The following is a 15,433-nucleotide window of genomic DNA, read 5'->3' on the forward strand; positions in this document are numbered from 1 at the left end:
TTCTAAAACTTGGAAGGTCTATGAAAGGTTTAGAACCTTTTCGGCTGCGCATCCCTTCCAAGGTTCTAAACCTTGGAAGGGATTTCACCAATCCATTTTTACTTCCGACTTTTCCATGTGGGACGTAGTCAGCATCGGCTTGTTGTCGGCGGGAAAAGAATTGTCGGTGAGAGTTACATTCTTACAAGCTTCGATGTGGAACGTGGTTTTATCGGCTGTAAAATTCACGGTTTTTGACGAAATGATTTTGTTTTGACGAAACACCAACCCGTCCACACTTTTTGCCGTCAGCAAGGGTGCTACCGAAGTTTTGAAGGTATTATTTTCAATGAGAATGTTTCGGTGAACGTAAAAACCATTGACTAAGTCGTGGTTTTCGGGTGCAATTGCAATCACATAACTACCTGGTGTTGAATTATATCCACATTCTTCAAACACATTGTTACGAATCACTACATCTTGCACAGGCCCTGATTCAAACCAACTGGCCGCATCGTCGGCAATGAGAATGGCGTGCATTCCTGTTTTGTAAAAGTGGTTGTTTTCAATCACCACTTTACGGCGCGTTGTCATCAAAATTCCGCGCGTATTTGTCCGTTCAAAGCGACAATTTCGTATCGTCACTTCGGGTGTCCAAGTAAGGTTTTCGATACACTGCCCCACTGCCACGTTGGCTGCAAAAGGCTTGTCGGTCTCCAATTCCATTTCTCGGTTATTTTTCAAGACGGCATTTTTAAGTTTGGCATAAGCAATGGGTTGCAACGTTTTTGGATTAACAAAAGCAATGCTATCACCCTTAAAAAATGCCTCGAAACCGTACGTTTGGTGGTGCATAAACCGCACCGTGAGTTTGTTGGAACCCGTTTTGGCTACAATCTGCAAATGCGTTCCGTGCACATTGATAGGGTCATCGTGTGCGCCCGAAGTATAGCAACTGTCAACCAACACTTTGCCCTTACATCCCGAAAAATGAAAACAATCGGCGAAGGCACTGATAATGCGACCTGATTCGGGACGAGGAGCTACGTTGACTTTTCGGATGGTGATATTCTCAGAAAACTGCGAGACTACCCCCAATCCGTGCATAAAGTGCAAATGGAGATTTTGGAGTAATACATTCTGACTCAAGCTAATAAATCCGCCGCAATTGTCGCGGTACGGGTCACGAATCGACAGCTTCTCCCCTGCTTTCAGTTTCGTTTTGGAAAAATCTCCCGTAAATACAACCTCTCCTTTTTGTTTTTCTTCGGCTTTGCTTTCCAAAAACACCTTAAACGAGCTGTATTTTAGGGTTTCATCAATTTCATTGAAAACAATGGTGTGGTGATTGTTGCTTTTCCAACCTTCTCCGTAAAAACCCAATTTGCCATTTTTGATAAAATAACGCGTATCAGGATGCAGCTTGGCTTCGACTTTGGTGGGCGATACCGACGTCAACACCAATTCACTCATCGTGGGTCGTTCGTAGTCAAATGAGAGGTTACGAATCGTGATGTTTGAAGACTTAAAAAGGGCAAACGCCACCATTTTACCGTGTAAAAATACCTGCGTTCCGTTGCCTTCAATAGTTAGGTTTTTAAACTCTTTCAACAAAAAAGCGACGTTTTTAACCTTTGGCAAGGTGTCATTTTCGGTACTGTTTGAAATATAGATTTCTTGTTTATAAGCGCCATCAGGCCACAAATCCAAGCGCCCACCCGGCAATACAAGCGTGGCGTTGGGGAATTTTCGACACTGTTCAATGGCCCTGACGAGTGCGGGGCTTGCGTTTTCGTAACTGTCGGGCTTGGCTCCAAAATTGCTCAAAAGTACGCGTTGTTGGGCAATGGCCATTTTGCAAAAGCACAGCATTAAAAGCAAGCCAAGACACTTCGATTTAAAGTTATTCATGGATTTCAGGAAGGATTTTCGTTTTTCCAATATAGTTTTGAAACATCTTCAAATGTTCAGATGCTTTGGTGACAATGGGCTTTTTACAGCCCCAAAAAACATTGTTTTGAATTGTAACACCCGAGGCACCCGCCACCGAAATGCCGCATTCTGCATTTTCACCTTCTATTAGGTTGCCTTCAATGAGGATGTTTTTGTGAATGCCCGCAACCGAAATATCAGGAGCTTTGACGTTGATAGCAATGGCCGATGCCCCGTCGTTGGTTCCGTCGCCGCGCCCGCAACGTAGGATTCGGTTGTTGCGCACAATCACATTTTCAGACCCCGCACCTTCTCGCCAATCTCCCTCGGCACCAATGTGAATGGCCGTACCTGTGCTTTCTTTGAAGGTGCAATTTTCAATCAACACCTGACGGGTTTTGACCAATACCGCCCGCGCCAAATGACTGCCCACGTACGAATTGACAAACTCCAAACGTGGCAGGCGAGTGACGTCGATGAGGTAATAATTTTCTAAGTCGTCGGGCAAAGGTTTGTGAAGCGTAATGGTTGTGTTCCACTCCTTGGGCTTGGGTTCTGATTGGGTAACGGTGTATTTTCCCACCACGGCCAACGTCTTCCGCGAAACAAGTTCGAGCACGTCGCCTTTATCGGGATAATCGAGCACCATGGCGTGCGTACCCCACGCTTTCTCCATTTCGATGACGTACTTTTGCGACGCTAACTTCTTTTTAATCAACTGATAATAACCATGTACGTTGGTGGCATCGTCACCTTGGCCTTCAAACGTACAGCCATCAAAACGAATCGTACCTTTGCAAGATGTAAAGTGGGTAGCGTCCGTGTTGGTCGATTGGTACAAACCTGGACGCGGGACAATGCGCAGGCCATTCATCAAAATATTTTCGGAACGATGCCCTACAATTCCCATACCAGGCTGGGAATGAATCGTGACTTGATTCAAAACCGTGTTAATGGATTCATTGATAAGAATCGCAGGCCGAAAATGAAACATGTGGTTTATCAACGCTACATGTCCAAGGAGTTTTTGGGAATACGAAGCCCAAATCCGAACCGTTTCGGCATCAATCAGTTCGTTCTTTTTTGGAAAATAAATGCTTTTACCTAAAAGTCGGTTTTTACTCAAATCCCAAAACATCAACCGCAGCATCAGCAGGTTGTTTCTAATCGGAAAGTCCTTGGAAAATCGTACGTCAAAATAGCCCTCCCCTTCGTTTACCACCACTCCTTCGCTATGAGGCATGGTTTCGTAATCAATGGCCAACCCTTTAATGGTGAGGTTTTTGCAATTTTCGATTGATACTGGTTCCATCCACCCGCTGACGGCCAACCTCGCACCGTTGGCATCCACTTCGAGGGAGTTAATTCCCTCAAAATGAATGCCTCGGCTGTACGGGTAATACGGAGTAAATACCACGTCTTGCGGATTGCGCCCCATTTTGCCATCCATCACCTCATTCATAAGCTGAATGGCCTTGGGCTCGCTGATTAGGTACTTCCCAGCGGGAAATACCAGTTTTTTCACCCGATTTACCTTACAATAATCCACGGCCTTTTGAATGGCTTCGCGGTCGTTGAGGGTATCGTCGGGTAAGGCTCCAAATTTCGTCACTGAAACTTGGCTAAATGAAAGAAATGTGTGAATAAAGAAAACTGTAATTAGTATAACGCTTCGTCGGAAAGCCATAAGAAATAAAGTTGAACGCATGAAAATAACACCAATCAGGCCTGAAACTGCCCATAAGTACTCAGTCAATCAAAACTGCTTCTCCAGCACCAAGGGACAACGTAACCGAATTGGCTTCTACCTTTACCTTTTGGGATAGTCTTAGCCCTTCCGTCGTTAGAATAGACACCGAAAGTTGATTTTTTCCCCGAAAAGAAGGGGGAAGTTTCCACGCGCGGTTTTGGTAGCCATTTTTACTGTAAGCAATCACTGAAGGCTTTTTTAGCCACAACGCAGGCACAAAAACATCCTCATTTTCGGCCAAAACAACCTCTCCTGCTACCAGCGAATAGGCGTTTTGTTTGAGCGCTGAGGTGGTATTTTGAGAAAAATGAACCGATTTTTGGGAGGTATTATTGACGACAAACTTTCGTTCGAGGCGGTTCAAATAATACCAAATCAGGGTTTTTGTGCAAAATTGTGGTAAGAATCCCGCCAATTGACGCGAATCTTTTGCCACCACATCTTCCCCGTGCATACTTGTTCCAAACAATTTCCCCCACTCGGAATTATCTTGTCCACCACAGTAATAATTTGCAGGCCACTTCACGTATTTATCCAAGCCCGTAAACCACCAAGCCATTGGCTGATACCCCTCAAACGACGACTCTCGTAAAAAATCGACGCCCTCGCAGGTAACATCAATGCCTTTGGAAGCCCAGTAAAGAAAAATCTTGCGCTGGGCGGCCGTTTCATCTTGCACCGTATTGCCTAAAAACGGACTAATTGGCCCCTTTTCGAGCGTTATTTTGTATTTTCCATCGACCAGCTGAGGCACTGGCGGCCACGTATGAAAGGCGTCAATGTGAATGGTTTTGGCATTTTGAAGTGGCAACATTTGGCACAGTTGATCAATGCGTTTTTGGGCAAAACCCGTTTCCCATTCACGCGCTAAACTAATCGGATACCCCCATTCGCAGGCCCGCAGCGTTCCGTCGGCGTTACGGGCAATAATGTTATTTTTTACGTACGTCTCCCACAAAGGACTGTCTTCGTACGCATCAAACATATTGATGTGGAGGCTCACCACGGTATGGTGCTTAGAAGCCTCCTTCATCAACCATTTTAAACTTTCCAAGGCTGTTTTGTCTTCGGGACGTTTTAGTCGCTCATTGACCTCAAACCACGCGGGGTATTTTGAATCATGACCGTTGTATTGCCAACCCACGAGATAGACAATTTTAGGTATCCCGAGGGTCAACTTATCCATTTTTTTGATAACCTCCAGTGCCTGAGCAAAAGTCAGTGCCACCTCGGAGGCTCCGTTGTCTTTCCGCTTAAATTTCCCGTCGTACAAGGCTTGCGACAAAAACAATTTCATTGTCAAGGTTTGGTCGTAACGATGTTTTGGTTGAATGACGGCTTTCAAATTCGTCGGATAACTGATGTGAATCGTGTCCTTTTGCTGGCCAAAACCCGCCACAACAGCCAATTGGAGCCCCAAAATGACGGCCAAAACTTTAAAATGAGTAAAAGCGAACGTTGTAATCATTGAAAACCTAAACAAGGGTTAGAAATAAGGGAGAAGGAAATATTCCCCCTTCTCCCACTCAGTGAAATCAAAGTTACGGAATCTATGGAACCTTAATTTGTAAAATTACCAATCTTCACTACCCAAATGCGGCTATCGCCATTGGCTGCCGTGATTTTGTACTTACGGGGTTGTGAAAAATCGCCTGGCAAACCTGGCTGCGGCGCTCCTTCCAAAGCCTCCATGGTGGCAGCAGGCGAGATATTGGTCATCAATACCAAGCGATTTTTAGACACTTTGGCTTTTTCTTCGGCCGTAAATGCCCCCGACGCCGCGGGTACCGTAACGTTGAAAATCAACGAATCAAGCGAAGCTCCTGCTGTACTTTCTTTTCGCTTAAATTGCTTCTGGGTAAGCGTCAGCGTTACGTTTCGCACCAAAGGGCTTCCGCCCGAGGTTGCTTTAGAATCCTCGAAGCGGTATTCCATAAAAACCTCCGTGATAAGGGCATCCTTAAATTTTGGCAAATTTTCTTCCAGTCCATATTTGAGGCAGGAAGACAAGCTCAATGCCATTCCAAGAATTAGCAAATACTTCATTTTATGTATTGTTTGCATTGTCTTTCTCATTTATTTGTAAACGTTTACCAGTTAGGATTTTGCGTCATGGCTCCGTGACGTACAATTTGCGAATTTTGAATCGGCAACAAGTAACGGCGAGTTTCGTCAAACAAACGCTGATCATTGAGTTGGAAATTAATCACTTCGATGCGGTAGCCTTTGCGCGTTGCGTTGATTTCCATGTACGTCGGTTTTTCCAAAAATTCGGCAATTTTAGCCCCAGGAGCAGCGCCACCGTTGGCGCTTCCACCGTATTTGCCCCAGCGCAATAGGCTCCAGTAATAGTCTTTTTCCTTGAAAAGCTCCACCCTACGCTCCCGCTTGTAGTCTTTCCAAGCATCTTCGGCGGTTGTAGCTGTCGATGGAGGCAAACCACCGTGGCCTTGGCGAGTGATGTTAAGAGTCGTGACAGCCTCCGCAATTTTGTTTTGCATCAACAACGCCTCCGCTTTGTTCAGATACACCCGTCCCATTCGGAAAATCACCCAATGATAATCCACAGGCGTGTTGTAAAAAGGCCGTGGGGAGACGTTGTAAATCCCCTTGCGGAAGTAGGCATTGGTAATTTGGGTACAACAGCCTGAGTTCAGGCTACCTTTAATCATTCGATTCAGGTTGCCGTTACGGTTGGTTGTCACCAATTCGCCGTACCAAGCCGTTGAATCATACACAATCGACGCCGCCAAACGCTTATCGCGGTTGTTGTAAATGATCGCATTGATGCTTCCTGAGCCCGTTACTACGGCACTGTCGAGGAATGGCGATTGTTTTTTGGTTACATTTTTCAAAAACTGAGACGACTGATCCCATTTTACCGCCTTAGACGGAGCGGCTTCATCAATGACAAGGTACTCGTCGATGATGTTTTGGGTAGGTGAATATTTACCCCAATCTTCAAACACTTTGTCCAATTTGAACAATGGCGTAGCGTTCCGCAATTTCAAATCGTCGTTGTTCACATTGGGGATGGCCTCTTGCATATCAGCAATGTTTGACACGACAGTATTGGACTTGTCGCGGTAAGTAGCGAGCAAGATTTCGGGTGAAAAGCGCGCTTTTTCGTTAAACATTCCTTCATAATCAGCTTCCAACGGCTTGCCCGTTGCAATGACGGCGTTGGCTGCGTCAATGGCTTTTTGGTAATAGGTGTTATCACCCGTGTAAGCCGCTGCTTGCAAAGCTGCTTCGGATTTTAAGGCATAAGCCGAAGCCTTAGACGCAAGCCCCGCTGGCGACGAAGCAGGCAGGCCAGCAATCGCGTCGTCTATATCTTTCATAATCAAGTTATAGGTTTCGGCGATGTTGGCCGTTTGAGGCAACGCGTAATTCGTTTCGTTTTCGGTCAATACTTTTTCCACCCATATTACCCTTCCAAAACGACGCGCAAGCCAATAGTAGGTCATAGCCCGCAAAAATTTGCCATGCGCTACCAGTTCTGCCTTATCTCCGTCGCCCAAGGCAGTTGAAGCCGCTGCTTTTTCAATGATGAGATTACAACTACGAATTCTGCTAAATTGGTTGAATCCGTAATCGTCGTCTCGCGTAATTGACTCTCTTGTAAAAGCGTTTCCATCGCTTTGAATAATATTGCTAGTTCGTACTTCTTCCTCAACGGTATTGGTATATAAACCTAACACTGATGAATATACGCCGTTGACAAAAAGCATGGCGTTGCCCTTCGAGCTCCACACCGCTGTCTCATCAAATTTGTCGAACGGTCGGGTGTCGTCCAATTGCTTACAAGAGTAAATACCAACACAAAGGACTGTTAGTATCAAAACTATTTTTGTGATATATCGTTTCATTGCTTTCAGTTGCTTTGAGTTAAAAACCTAGATTTACCGATAAGGCATACACGCGTTGAGAGGGATAATCGTAGTTGTTGTTACTTCCCGTTTCGGGGTCAAGGCCGTATTGCTTTATCTTCGAAAACGTGAGTAAGTTGGTAGCACTCAGCGTCACCCGCAGGTCTGAAATGAATTTTAAGTCTTTAGAAAGATAATTTTTGAAATTGTAACCTACCTGCAAGGCTTTCAAGCGCAAATAGCCCGCGTTTATCACCCAAAAATCGGAAGTGACGGCATTGTGGCCACCGTTGACCGCAGCCCCCGAAATCAACCGAGGGAATTGCGAATTGCCCGCCCCTGGCTCCCAGTGGTTTTTGGTTTGAAACTCATAGCGAATATTGGTTGAATAATTACTCTGGATGACGTCGCCCAAATAAATACTTCGCTTGCCGCTGCCTTGCCAAAGCATGTTCATAAACCAACCTCCGTACGTTAAATCGGCCGTAAAACCGTACGTTACCCGTGGAAATGCTGACTTTCCTACCCTTCTAAAGTCATCGCCGTCGATTTTTCCGTCGCCGTTTACGTCACGGTAAATAATATCACCAGGAGCAACGATTGACGCCATTCGGCGGGGGCTGTTCATGATGTCGGTAGCATTTTGGTACAAGCCCGCCGACAAATAAGCCGTTTGTAAGAAACCAATTTGGTGATACGATGTCGTATTGGGATTTTTGAGCGTTGTGCTGTCCTCGTTGGGGTTTACTTCCCAGAGTTGGTCAAATTTCACAAAATTTGAGCCTAACGTATATTTCAACTTCCCGATTTTATCGCTGTATTTGACCGTAAAGTCAAAACCTGCTCTTCTAAATGCCCCGTTTGATTTGCGGGTTGGCAAAGCCGTTCCAAGTGGGTCGGTATAGCCAACTCCCGAAGGTGATGCCAAGTAGCCCGTGGTACGCAAGTAAAAATAATCTAGGCTTCCGCTGAGTTTATTTCCCAACGTTCCAAAATCAAAACCAGTGTTGAATGATTGTTGGTCGTACCAACTGATGTCGGGGCTTGGGATACTCGGGGCATTGAGGCTTGGTTGAAGCACACCACCTACCACGTACCCACCACCTGTGGAGTAACCTGGTACGTAGGCAAAGCTATTCACGCCTGAGTTTTGCCCTACTGAGCCGTACGATATTCTGGCTTTCAATAGATTAATGATGTTTTTTTCCATCAAACTTCCCATAAAATTTTCGTGGGAAATGAGCCAACCCAAAGCAGCACCTGGAAAAAATCCTTTTCTTTTCCCTGCGGGAAACAAGTCGCTTCCGTCGTATCGAAAACTTCCTTCAAACAAATATTTTTCTTTGAAATCGTAACGAACGCGTCCTAACCAACCATTTCTAACGTTTTCAAAACTAGAACCGTTGTTGGTAGCCGTTGACTGTGGCCCCGCAAAAATCTGGTCAATCCCAAACACGTATGAGTTACGCCCCGTGCTGAAATTTTCGTTGTAGCCGTAAGCTTCTTCGTAGCCGAACATAGCCGAAACGTTATGGCTGCCAAACTTTCGTTCGTAGTTTCCAAACCCTTGCAATACATAATTATAGCCCGTTGTTGTCGAAACTGCTAAGTTGGGCTGGTTTGAGCTGGCGGGTGTTGAGCTACCAATGGCATATTGGGGCGCTGTGATGTTCCACGATTTGCCAAAAGCCTGCACCTGACTCAAGTTTCCGTTGGCACGAAACGACAAGCCTTCTACGCCTGGCACTTTCCAGTCAAGGTTCAGCAAGGCATTAAGATTGCGGTCTTGGTTACGAACGTAGCCACTGCGGGGATCTATTTCGACAATGGGGTGATCTCCTTTGTTGGCGTATTTTGTACGTTCCAAATCCGCATACGCTTTATCGGTAGGAGGTGCATTTTGGATGTGGCTCCACACCGCAAAATAACCACTTCCATAGCCGCTTGCATTGTCGCGGCGAGTTTCGTCCACCCCGTAAATGGTCATGCTGGTTTTTAAGCCAATTTTGGCAAAATCGCCCGTTAAGCTCAGACGATAATTGTATCTTTTCAGCCAGTTGGTATTAAATTGATACAACGTTCCTTGGTTCAAATAGCCCAATGAAGCATAGTATTTGATTTGTTCATTGCCTCCATTGAGCGACAAATTGTGGTGTTGCTGCGGGGCAAATTCTTTCAACACGAGCTTTTGCCAATCGTTGTTTGGGAAATTGAGCGGGTCGGTTTGGTCGCGGTACTTTTGAACGTCGCTCTCAGCATAACGCCCCTGATTGCCTTCTTTTACATCCACTTGATTTACCAATGACACCAATTCGTAGGAGCTGATTTTACGAGGCAAATACGTAGGTTGCGACAAATCTTGTCCAAAGTTGTAGTTGATGGAAAGTTTTTTGTTGTTTCCTCTTTTGGTCGTCACCAATACCAAGCCATTTCCCGCAGCCACCCCATAAATCGCCGTAGCGGGGCCGTCTTTAAGGAAAGATATGTTTTCAATGTCGTTGACCGCCAAGGTCTGAAACTGAAATTCAGTAGAAATAATGTCGTCGATGACATAAACGGGCGTGCCACCTCCCCTAAGCGAAATCGAAGGTTTTTTTCCTGGCCCACCTCCGCTGTTGGTAACAATAATACCAGGAATACGCCCTCCCAAGGTTTCTCCTACCGAAGAAGCCCCAAGGTTGGTAATTTTTTCGGCTTCTAGGGTCGAAACAGACGTAATATTTTTTTCCTTTTTAATGGTGCCATACCCCACCACTATCACTTCTTCAAGGGCCTTGGTGTCAGTTGCTAGTGTAACCTTGATAGTTGTACGATTATCAATCAAGACTTCTTGGGGTTTGTAACCGATGTATGAAAACACCAACACGCCTTTGCCATCGGTAACGCTTATTTCGTAATCGCCGTTGGCGTTGGTGGTTGTCCCACGGGTAGTACCTTTGATTGTAATGCTGACTCCTGGCAATTTTTCGCCTTTTTCGTCGGTGACGGTTCCTTTTACGCTCCAGTCCACATTCGCAAGAACTTGCGGTTTGGACGATTCTTCACTTTCGTATAAAAAACCCGTTTTGGGGCCAATTTCTTTGCGTAGCACAATTTTCTTGCTCACTACTACATACTTAATACTCAGCGGCTTGAGCATCTTAGTGAGTATTGTAGAAAGCGATTCGTTTTTTTCGATCACACTTACTTTCTGATTGAGATTTAGCGTGCGCGAATTATACGAAAACTTGACGTGGGCTGTTTTTTCAATTTCAGACAACGCACTTTCGAGGCTCACGTTGTTGAGAACAAGCGTCACTTTTGAGTCAAGCATTTCTTGCCCTTTCGCGGGCGTGGCCATTGCGATTCCCACAAAAACAACAGCAAGTATCATTTGAAACACCGATATTTTCACGATCTGAAAAAGGAGCCGTTGGTGAATAAAACTTTTTTCCATACTTTTGATTGTTAATTTTAATACTATTAGACTGGTATTGACATGACGTTCCCGCCCTTTGCAGAGGGTTAAGGAAAACTAGAAGCGTTGGAATGTTGCAGCATTTCGACGCTTTTTTTTGCTACTTTTTTTAGTGCATAGACAAGGGTTTAGGGGTGGTTAGTTACATCCAGATGAAATAATTGTTACCTGATTTCCATTCATTTCGTAGCGCGTATCACTTCCTAAGCTTTCACAAATAATTTTTAGCTTTTCGGGAAGGGGTTCATCACTGAGGGAGGTCGTCATGTAGCAATCTTTCAATTTCTCTTTTGGGTATTCTATCTTCACCAAATAGGCCTGTTCAATGGTCGTAAATATCTGGTGTACAGGTATATCACGAAACTCAAAGCTCAATTGTTCAATGGTATTGGTTGAGGCAATAAGCGGTTTGTCTTGGGTAATGTCCAAGATTTTTTCAAACAAAAGGTTGTTTCGTACAAATCTTGCCGCCTGATTGGGCAAAAGCATGATTCCTTCTTTGGTATCCGTTTGTATTTCTTCGTTGGGCATCACTTTTACTTTTCCCGTACGCACGACCACTTCTACGTTGGGCTGGGAAGGATAAGCGATTACCCGAAAACTCGTCCCATAAACTTTCGTCACGACTTCGTTGGCATATACATAAAATGGCTTATTGGGGTTCTTGCTGATTTCAAAAAAGCCCTCTCCCGAAAGGTAAACTTTCCGTTCGTTGCCACTAAACTCTTTGGGATAGCTAAGTTTACTTTTGGGCTGTAATAAGACCGAACTGGCGTCAGCAAGGGTAATAAGTTGCGGCTTATTGGAATTATTGGTTTGTTCTATCAACCCTTCGGTATCTTTCTCCACCAAGTCTTTATAGGTAATGACAGCCTGAGTTGGATTTTTTTGTACCAAAAAATAAGTCATTGCTGCTGTCCCAACAAGCAACACCGCCGCAGCTACTCGAAACCAACCCATTCTCCAAATTGGCTTCTGAACTTGTTGCGTCTGTATTGCGTCCCAAGTATCCTGCAAGCTTCGCTGGATTTCTTGGGCCGAAAGCTCCGTTTCTTCTATTTTCATTGACAAAACCCATACCCTGGCTTCGGCAACTAATTTGGCCCTTTCAGGACTTTCCAAGGTCCATTCTTCCCAATGTGTATGGTTTTCCTTGAACCTGACCCATCGCTGGAAAGATTCGTCGGAAAGAAAGTCTTCAACTTTGGTGTATAAATCGCGTGGTTGCATCTGAAAATTAATTTCAAATGCAGAGAGGACAGAAGGTTTAAAGAGTACTCACTTGTTTAGATTTTTTTTTGAAAAAATTTCACAAAGCAAGGTAAGCACCGATTAGGAGCAGAGAAATCGAGCCTTTCCACTCCTTCCGAAGATGTAAAATAGCGCGATGAAGCAGGTTTTTGACTGATTGATGATTGATTTCTAATACCTCCGCAATTTGCTCCAGCGATAAACCTTGGTGGTATCGAAGGTATAAAGTTTCTTTTTGGCGAGGTGGCAACGTATTGAGAAGTTGATTGAGCTGGCGAACTTCCAAATCCAACGTTTCATCGTTAATCATGGAATGTTCAATCGAAAACTTGAGCGAAAACTCAAGGTCTTCCAATGGGGTCGTTTGCCGAAAAATGCGGTCTCGTTCGTACAACCGCGCGATGCGTTTGCGCACACTCGAAAATAAATAGGCTTTTACCACCACCTCATCACTGAGTGAATGCCGATACAGCCAAATATCCACAAACACATCCTGAACACAATCTTTGACTTTCTCGTGCGAAGGCATTAAAGTCTTTCCATAATTTACCAAAGGGTTCAAATACTTCTCAAACAGCGCAGAAAAGGCGGCTTTGTCGTCAGCAATCAACTGATTCCAAAGCTTCAAATCGCTTATGATTTCGGTATTTTTTTGAGGAAGAGGCACCTGTAATTATCCTTTTGGTACTTTTATCAGCAAATGTAGCATCTTTTCAATATCAAAAAACAATCTAGCACGATTTTATTTAATATATTTTATTAAACAAAGGCTATATATTATTATATTTTAATTTCTAGTCAGGTTAAACGCATTAAAATTTGGAGTGGCTATTGATTGCTCCAGAGGAGCTACTTCTTAATGCGTTTAATCTGATAGTTTCCGTTTCAACCTTGGAAAGGCTATTTGGGCCGAAACACCTTTATGACGGCTTCGTTGGCTTCCAAAAATGGCCCACCAATCAAGTCAATGCAATACGGAATAGCAGGAAAAACAGCATCTAAACATTGACGAATCGCCGAAGGTTTTCCTGGCAAATTGACAATCAGCGTTTTGCCCCGAATCCCTGCCGTTTGGCGGGATAAAATGGCCGTGGGCACGTACTGCAAACTCACCTGCCGCATCAATTCCCCAAAGCCAGGCATCATTTTATGGCAAACGGCCTCGGTAGCTTCGGGAGTCACATCGCGGGGCGCGGGGCCCGTTCCGCCGCACGTAACCACCAAACAGCAACCTTCTTTGTCGGCCATTTCGACAAGGGCTTGGCTAATCAAATGTTGCTCGTCGGGAATGACCCGATACACGGGTTCCCAAGCACTGGTTAGGTATTCGTTGAGCGTTGACACAATCGCCTTCCCTGGAATGTCTTCATATACACCCGCACTGGCGCGGTCGGAGACGTTAATAATGCCTATTTTAATCATCATGGAACAGTTTGTTTATAGCAACCGTTTAAAAAGAAAGCCCGTTCAGTTCGGTAAATCCGAAGCTAACTTGATAAATTTGGGCAAAAATAACAAGGTCATGAATACTTTCGCCAAAGATACACTGCGATTACACGAATTACGCCATACAAGCTGCCGTGAAGATATTTTAGAAATTTTACAAAACCGCGCTTCTGCGCTTTCGCACGGAGATTTGGAAAATGGCTTAAAAGACCGCTACGACCGCGTTACCATTTACCGTACCCTAAAAACGTTCGTAGATAAAGGCATTATTCATAAAGTGTTGGACGAAGACGGCCTTCGCTACGCTTTGTGCAAAGATGCTTGCCAAGAGCACAATCACCACCACGACCACGTTCATTTTAAATGCCAAATGTGCGGTAAAACCACTTGTTTGGAAGACATTCACGTACCGTCTCTGGCCCTACCCGCAGGTTTCAAATCCAAAGAAGTAAATTTATTGATTCAAGGTACTTGTTCGATTTGTAATAAGTAACTTTTTACCGTTAACTAAAACAAGTTGATTTTCTGAGCATTAGCAGCAATTTTTGTCGTAAAGAATACCCTCACTTCAAATTTCTATACGACAATGAAACAGTTATCCATGCTAACCGCAGCACTTCTTTTTTTGAATGTGCTTTCTCTGAATGCTCAGTCCATTACCCTGACGCCCAATACAAATGGCAATCCCCAAGAAGGCCGATTGTATTATGATAATTCGGCTAAAGAACTTCGGTTCTGGAACGGGTCGGTTTATGTACCAGTTGGTAATTCAGGTAGCCCAACGCCAGGCTGGGTCAATTCGGGAACAAACCTCTTCAATGCCAATACGGGCAACTTGGGCGTAGGCACCGAATCGCCTACCTCAAAGCTTACGATACGTCATAATTTCTCCAATATCCTATCCCTTCAACACCTCAACGCGTTAAGCACGGGTTTAACCAATTCTATTGTATTTGGAGGCAGTAACTACACTACTGGAATTATCTCTACCATCGGCACGTCAAATTCGGCAGCCCGCATGGCTTTTTCTACGGGCTATTCGTTTTCAGGGGGCGTTTTCAACATGCAAGAACGGCTAAGCATTGCCAATGATGGAAAAGTAGGAGTCAATCAGCCCTCGCCCCAAGCAACATTGGATGTGGGTGGAAGCATTCGTTTTTCGGGGAGCAACCCTGCGGCGTTTGTAGTAACGGCAACCTCAGGAGTCAATACCTATTCCGCACTCCCATTTTCGGGTTCACCTTCCTTGATTACGGCCGCTGGGGGTAAATGTTACGCCATCAGAATCGACCACCCGATGTGCAACAATAACGCCAATGCCATCTTGATGGTAACGGCTCAAGTCTCAACCTTCGGTGGGGTTCAATACAATAACGGCTATTGGTACCTGATACCAAGCAGCAACGAACGCTACACGGTAGGTAGGTTCAGCGCCCGACTCGACTGTACCAACACGGCGGCTTGTGTGGATGCCCTTTTTATTGGCGACCGGGAGTCGGAATATTTTTTCAATGGCAATAAATTCAACGTGCTTATTATTCAAAATTAAGTGCTGTCCGTGCTTTCGGTTTCTCAAAACCGAAAGTGAGGTTTCTCAAAACCTCGTTTAAATCGGTCTTTGCTGTTGTGCTGTCGGTTTCTCAAAACCGACAAAGAGGTTTCTCAAAACCGACAAAGAGGTTTCTCAAAACCTCATTTTAATTGGTTTTGAGAAACCTCTCGCGTCAGATTTGGCCCAATAAAGTC

General features: G+C 44.8%; 11 protein-coding genes. 2 read left to right on the forward strand and 9 right to left on the reverse strand.

Annotated elements, in window-relative coordinates; genetic code table 11:
- Positions 1-84: 84 nt before the first annotated feature.
- The 9 genes from AC23N5_RS09455 to mog all read right to left on the reverse strand — a co-directional run bounded on the left by AC23N5_RS09455 (position 85) and on the right by mog (position 13,663).
- Positions 85-1,890: a right-handed parallel beta-helix repeat-containing protein gene (locus AC23N5_RS09455; RefSeq protein ID WP_487755369.1), complete on the reverse strand. Its 1,806-nt coding sequence runs from the start codon at positions 1,888-1,890 to the stop codon at positions 85-87.
- Positions 1,883-3,523: a right-handed parallel beta-helix repeat-containing protein gene (locus AC23N5_RS09460; protein WP_487755370.1), complete on the reverse strand. Its 1,641-nt coding sequence runs from the start codon at positions 3,521-3,523 to the stop codon at positions 1,883-1,885. The genes AC23N5_RS09455 and AC23N5_RS09460 overlap by 8 nt, the downstream gene beginning before the upstream one ends.
- A 136-nt stretch (positions 3,524-3,659) precedes the next feature.
- Positions 3,660-5,129: an endo-alpha-N-acetylgalactosaminidase family protein gene (locus tag AC23N5_RS09465; RefSeq protein WP_487755371.1), complete on the reverse strand. Its 1,470-nt coding sequence runs from the start codon at positions 5,127-5,129 to the stop codon at positions 3,660-3,662.
- A gap of 92 nt (positions 5,130-5,221) precedes the next feature.
- A complete protein-coding gene (locus AC23N5_RS09470; protein ID WP_487755372.1) occupies positions 5,222-5,707 on the reverse strand; it encodes a DUF5018-related domain-containing protein in 486 nt (161 codons plus the stop codon).
- A 44-nt stretch (positions 5,708-5,751) separates the two neighbouring features.
- Entirely contained in the window at positions 5,752-7,533 is a 1,782-nt protein-coding gene (locus tag AC23N5_RS09475; RefSeq protein WP_487755373.1) for a RagB/SusD family nutrient uptake outer membrane protein, read from the reverse strand.
- Positions 7,534-7,552: 19 nt separating this feature from the next.
- Complete coding sequence (locus AC23N5_RS09480; protein ID WP_487755374.1) at positions 7,553-10,969, reverse strand: TonB-dependent receptor; 3,417 nt, start codon at positions 10,967-10,969, stop codon at positions 7,553-7,555.
- A 159-nt stretch (positions 10,970-11,128) separates the two neighbouring features.
- A complete protein-coding gene (locus AC23N5_RS09485; protein WP_487755375.1) occupies positions 11,129-12,220 on the reverse strand; it encodes a FecR family protein in 1,092 nt (363 codons plus the stop codon).
- Between the two features lie 79 nt (positions 12,221-12,299).
- Positions 12,300-12,908, reverse strand: coding sequence for an RNA polymerase sigma factor (locus AC23N5_RS09490; protein WP_487755376.1), 609 nt, complete (start codon positions 12,906-12,908; stop codon positions 12,300-12,302).
- A gap of 233 nt (positions 12,909-13,141) precedes the next feature.
- Positions 13,142-13,663 (reverse strand): molybdopterin adenylyltransferase, encoded by a 522-nt coding sequence (mog, locus tag AC23N5_RS09495; protein WP_487755646.1) that lies wholly within the window; start codon positions 13,661-13,663, stop codon positions 13,142-13,144.
- 100 nt (positions 13,664-13,763) lie between these two features.
- Between mog and AC23N5_RS09500 the strand changes: the two genes are divergently transcribed.
- Complete coding sequence (locus tag AC23N5_RS09500; RefSeq protein WP_028525574.1) at positions 13,764-14,180, forward strand: Fur family transcriptional regulator; 417 nt, start codon at positions 13,764-13,766, stop codon at positions 14,178-14,180.
- A gap of 93 nt (positions 14,181-14,273) precedes the next feature.
- Positions 14,274-15,236, forward strand: coding sequence for a hypothetical protein (locus tag AC23N5_RS09505; protein ID WP_487755377.1), 963 nt, complete (start codon positions 14,274-14,276; stop codon positions 15,234-15,236).
- Positions 15,237-15,433 lie beyond the last annotated feature (197 nt).

The organism is Runella sp. R5_40 (assembly GCF_057652295.1).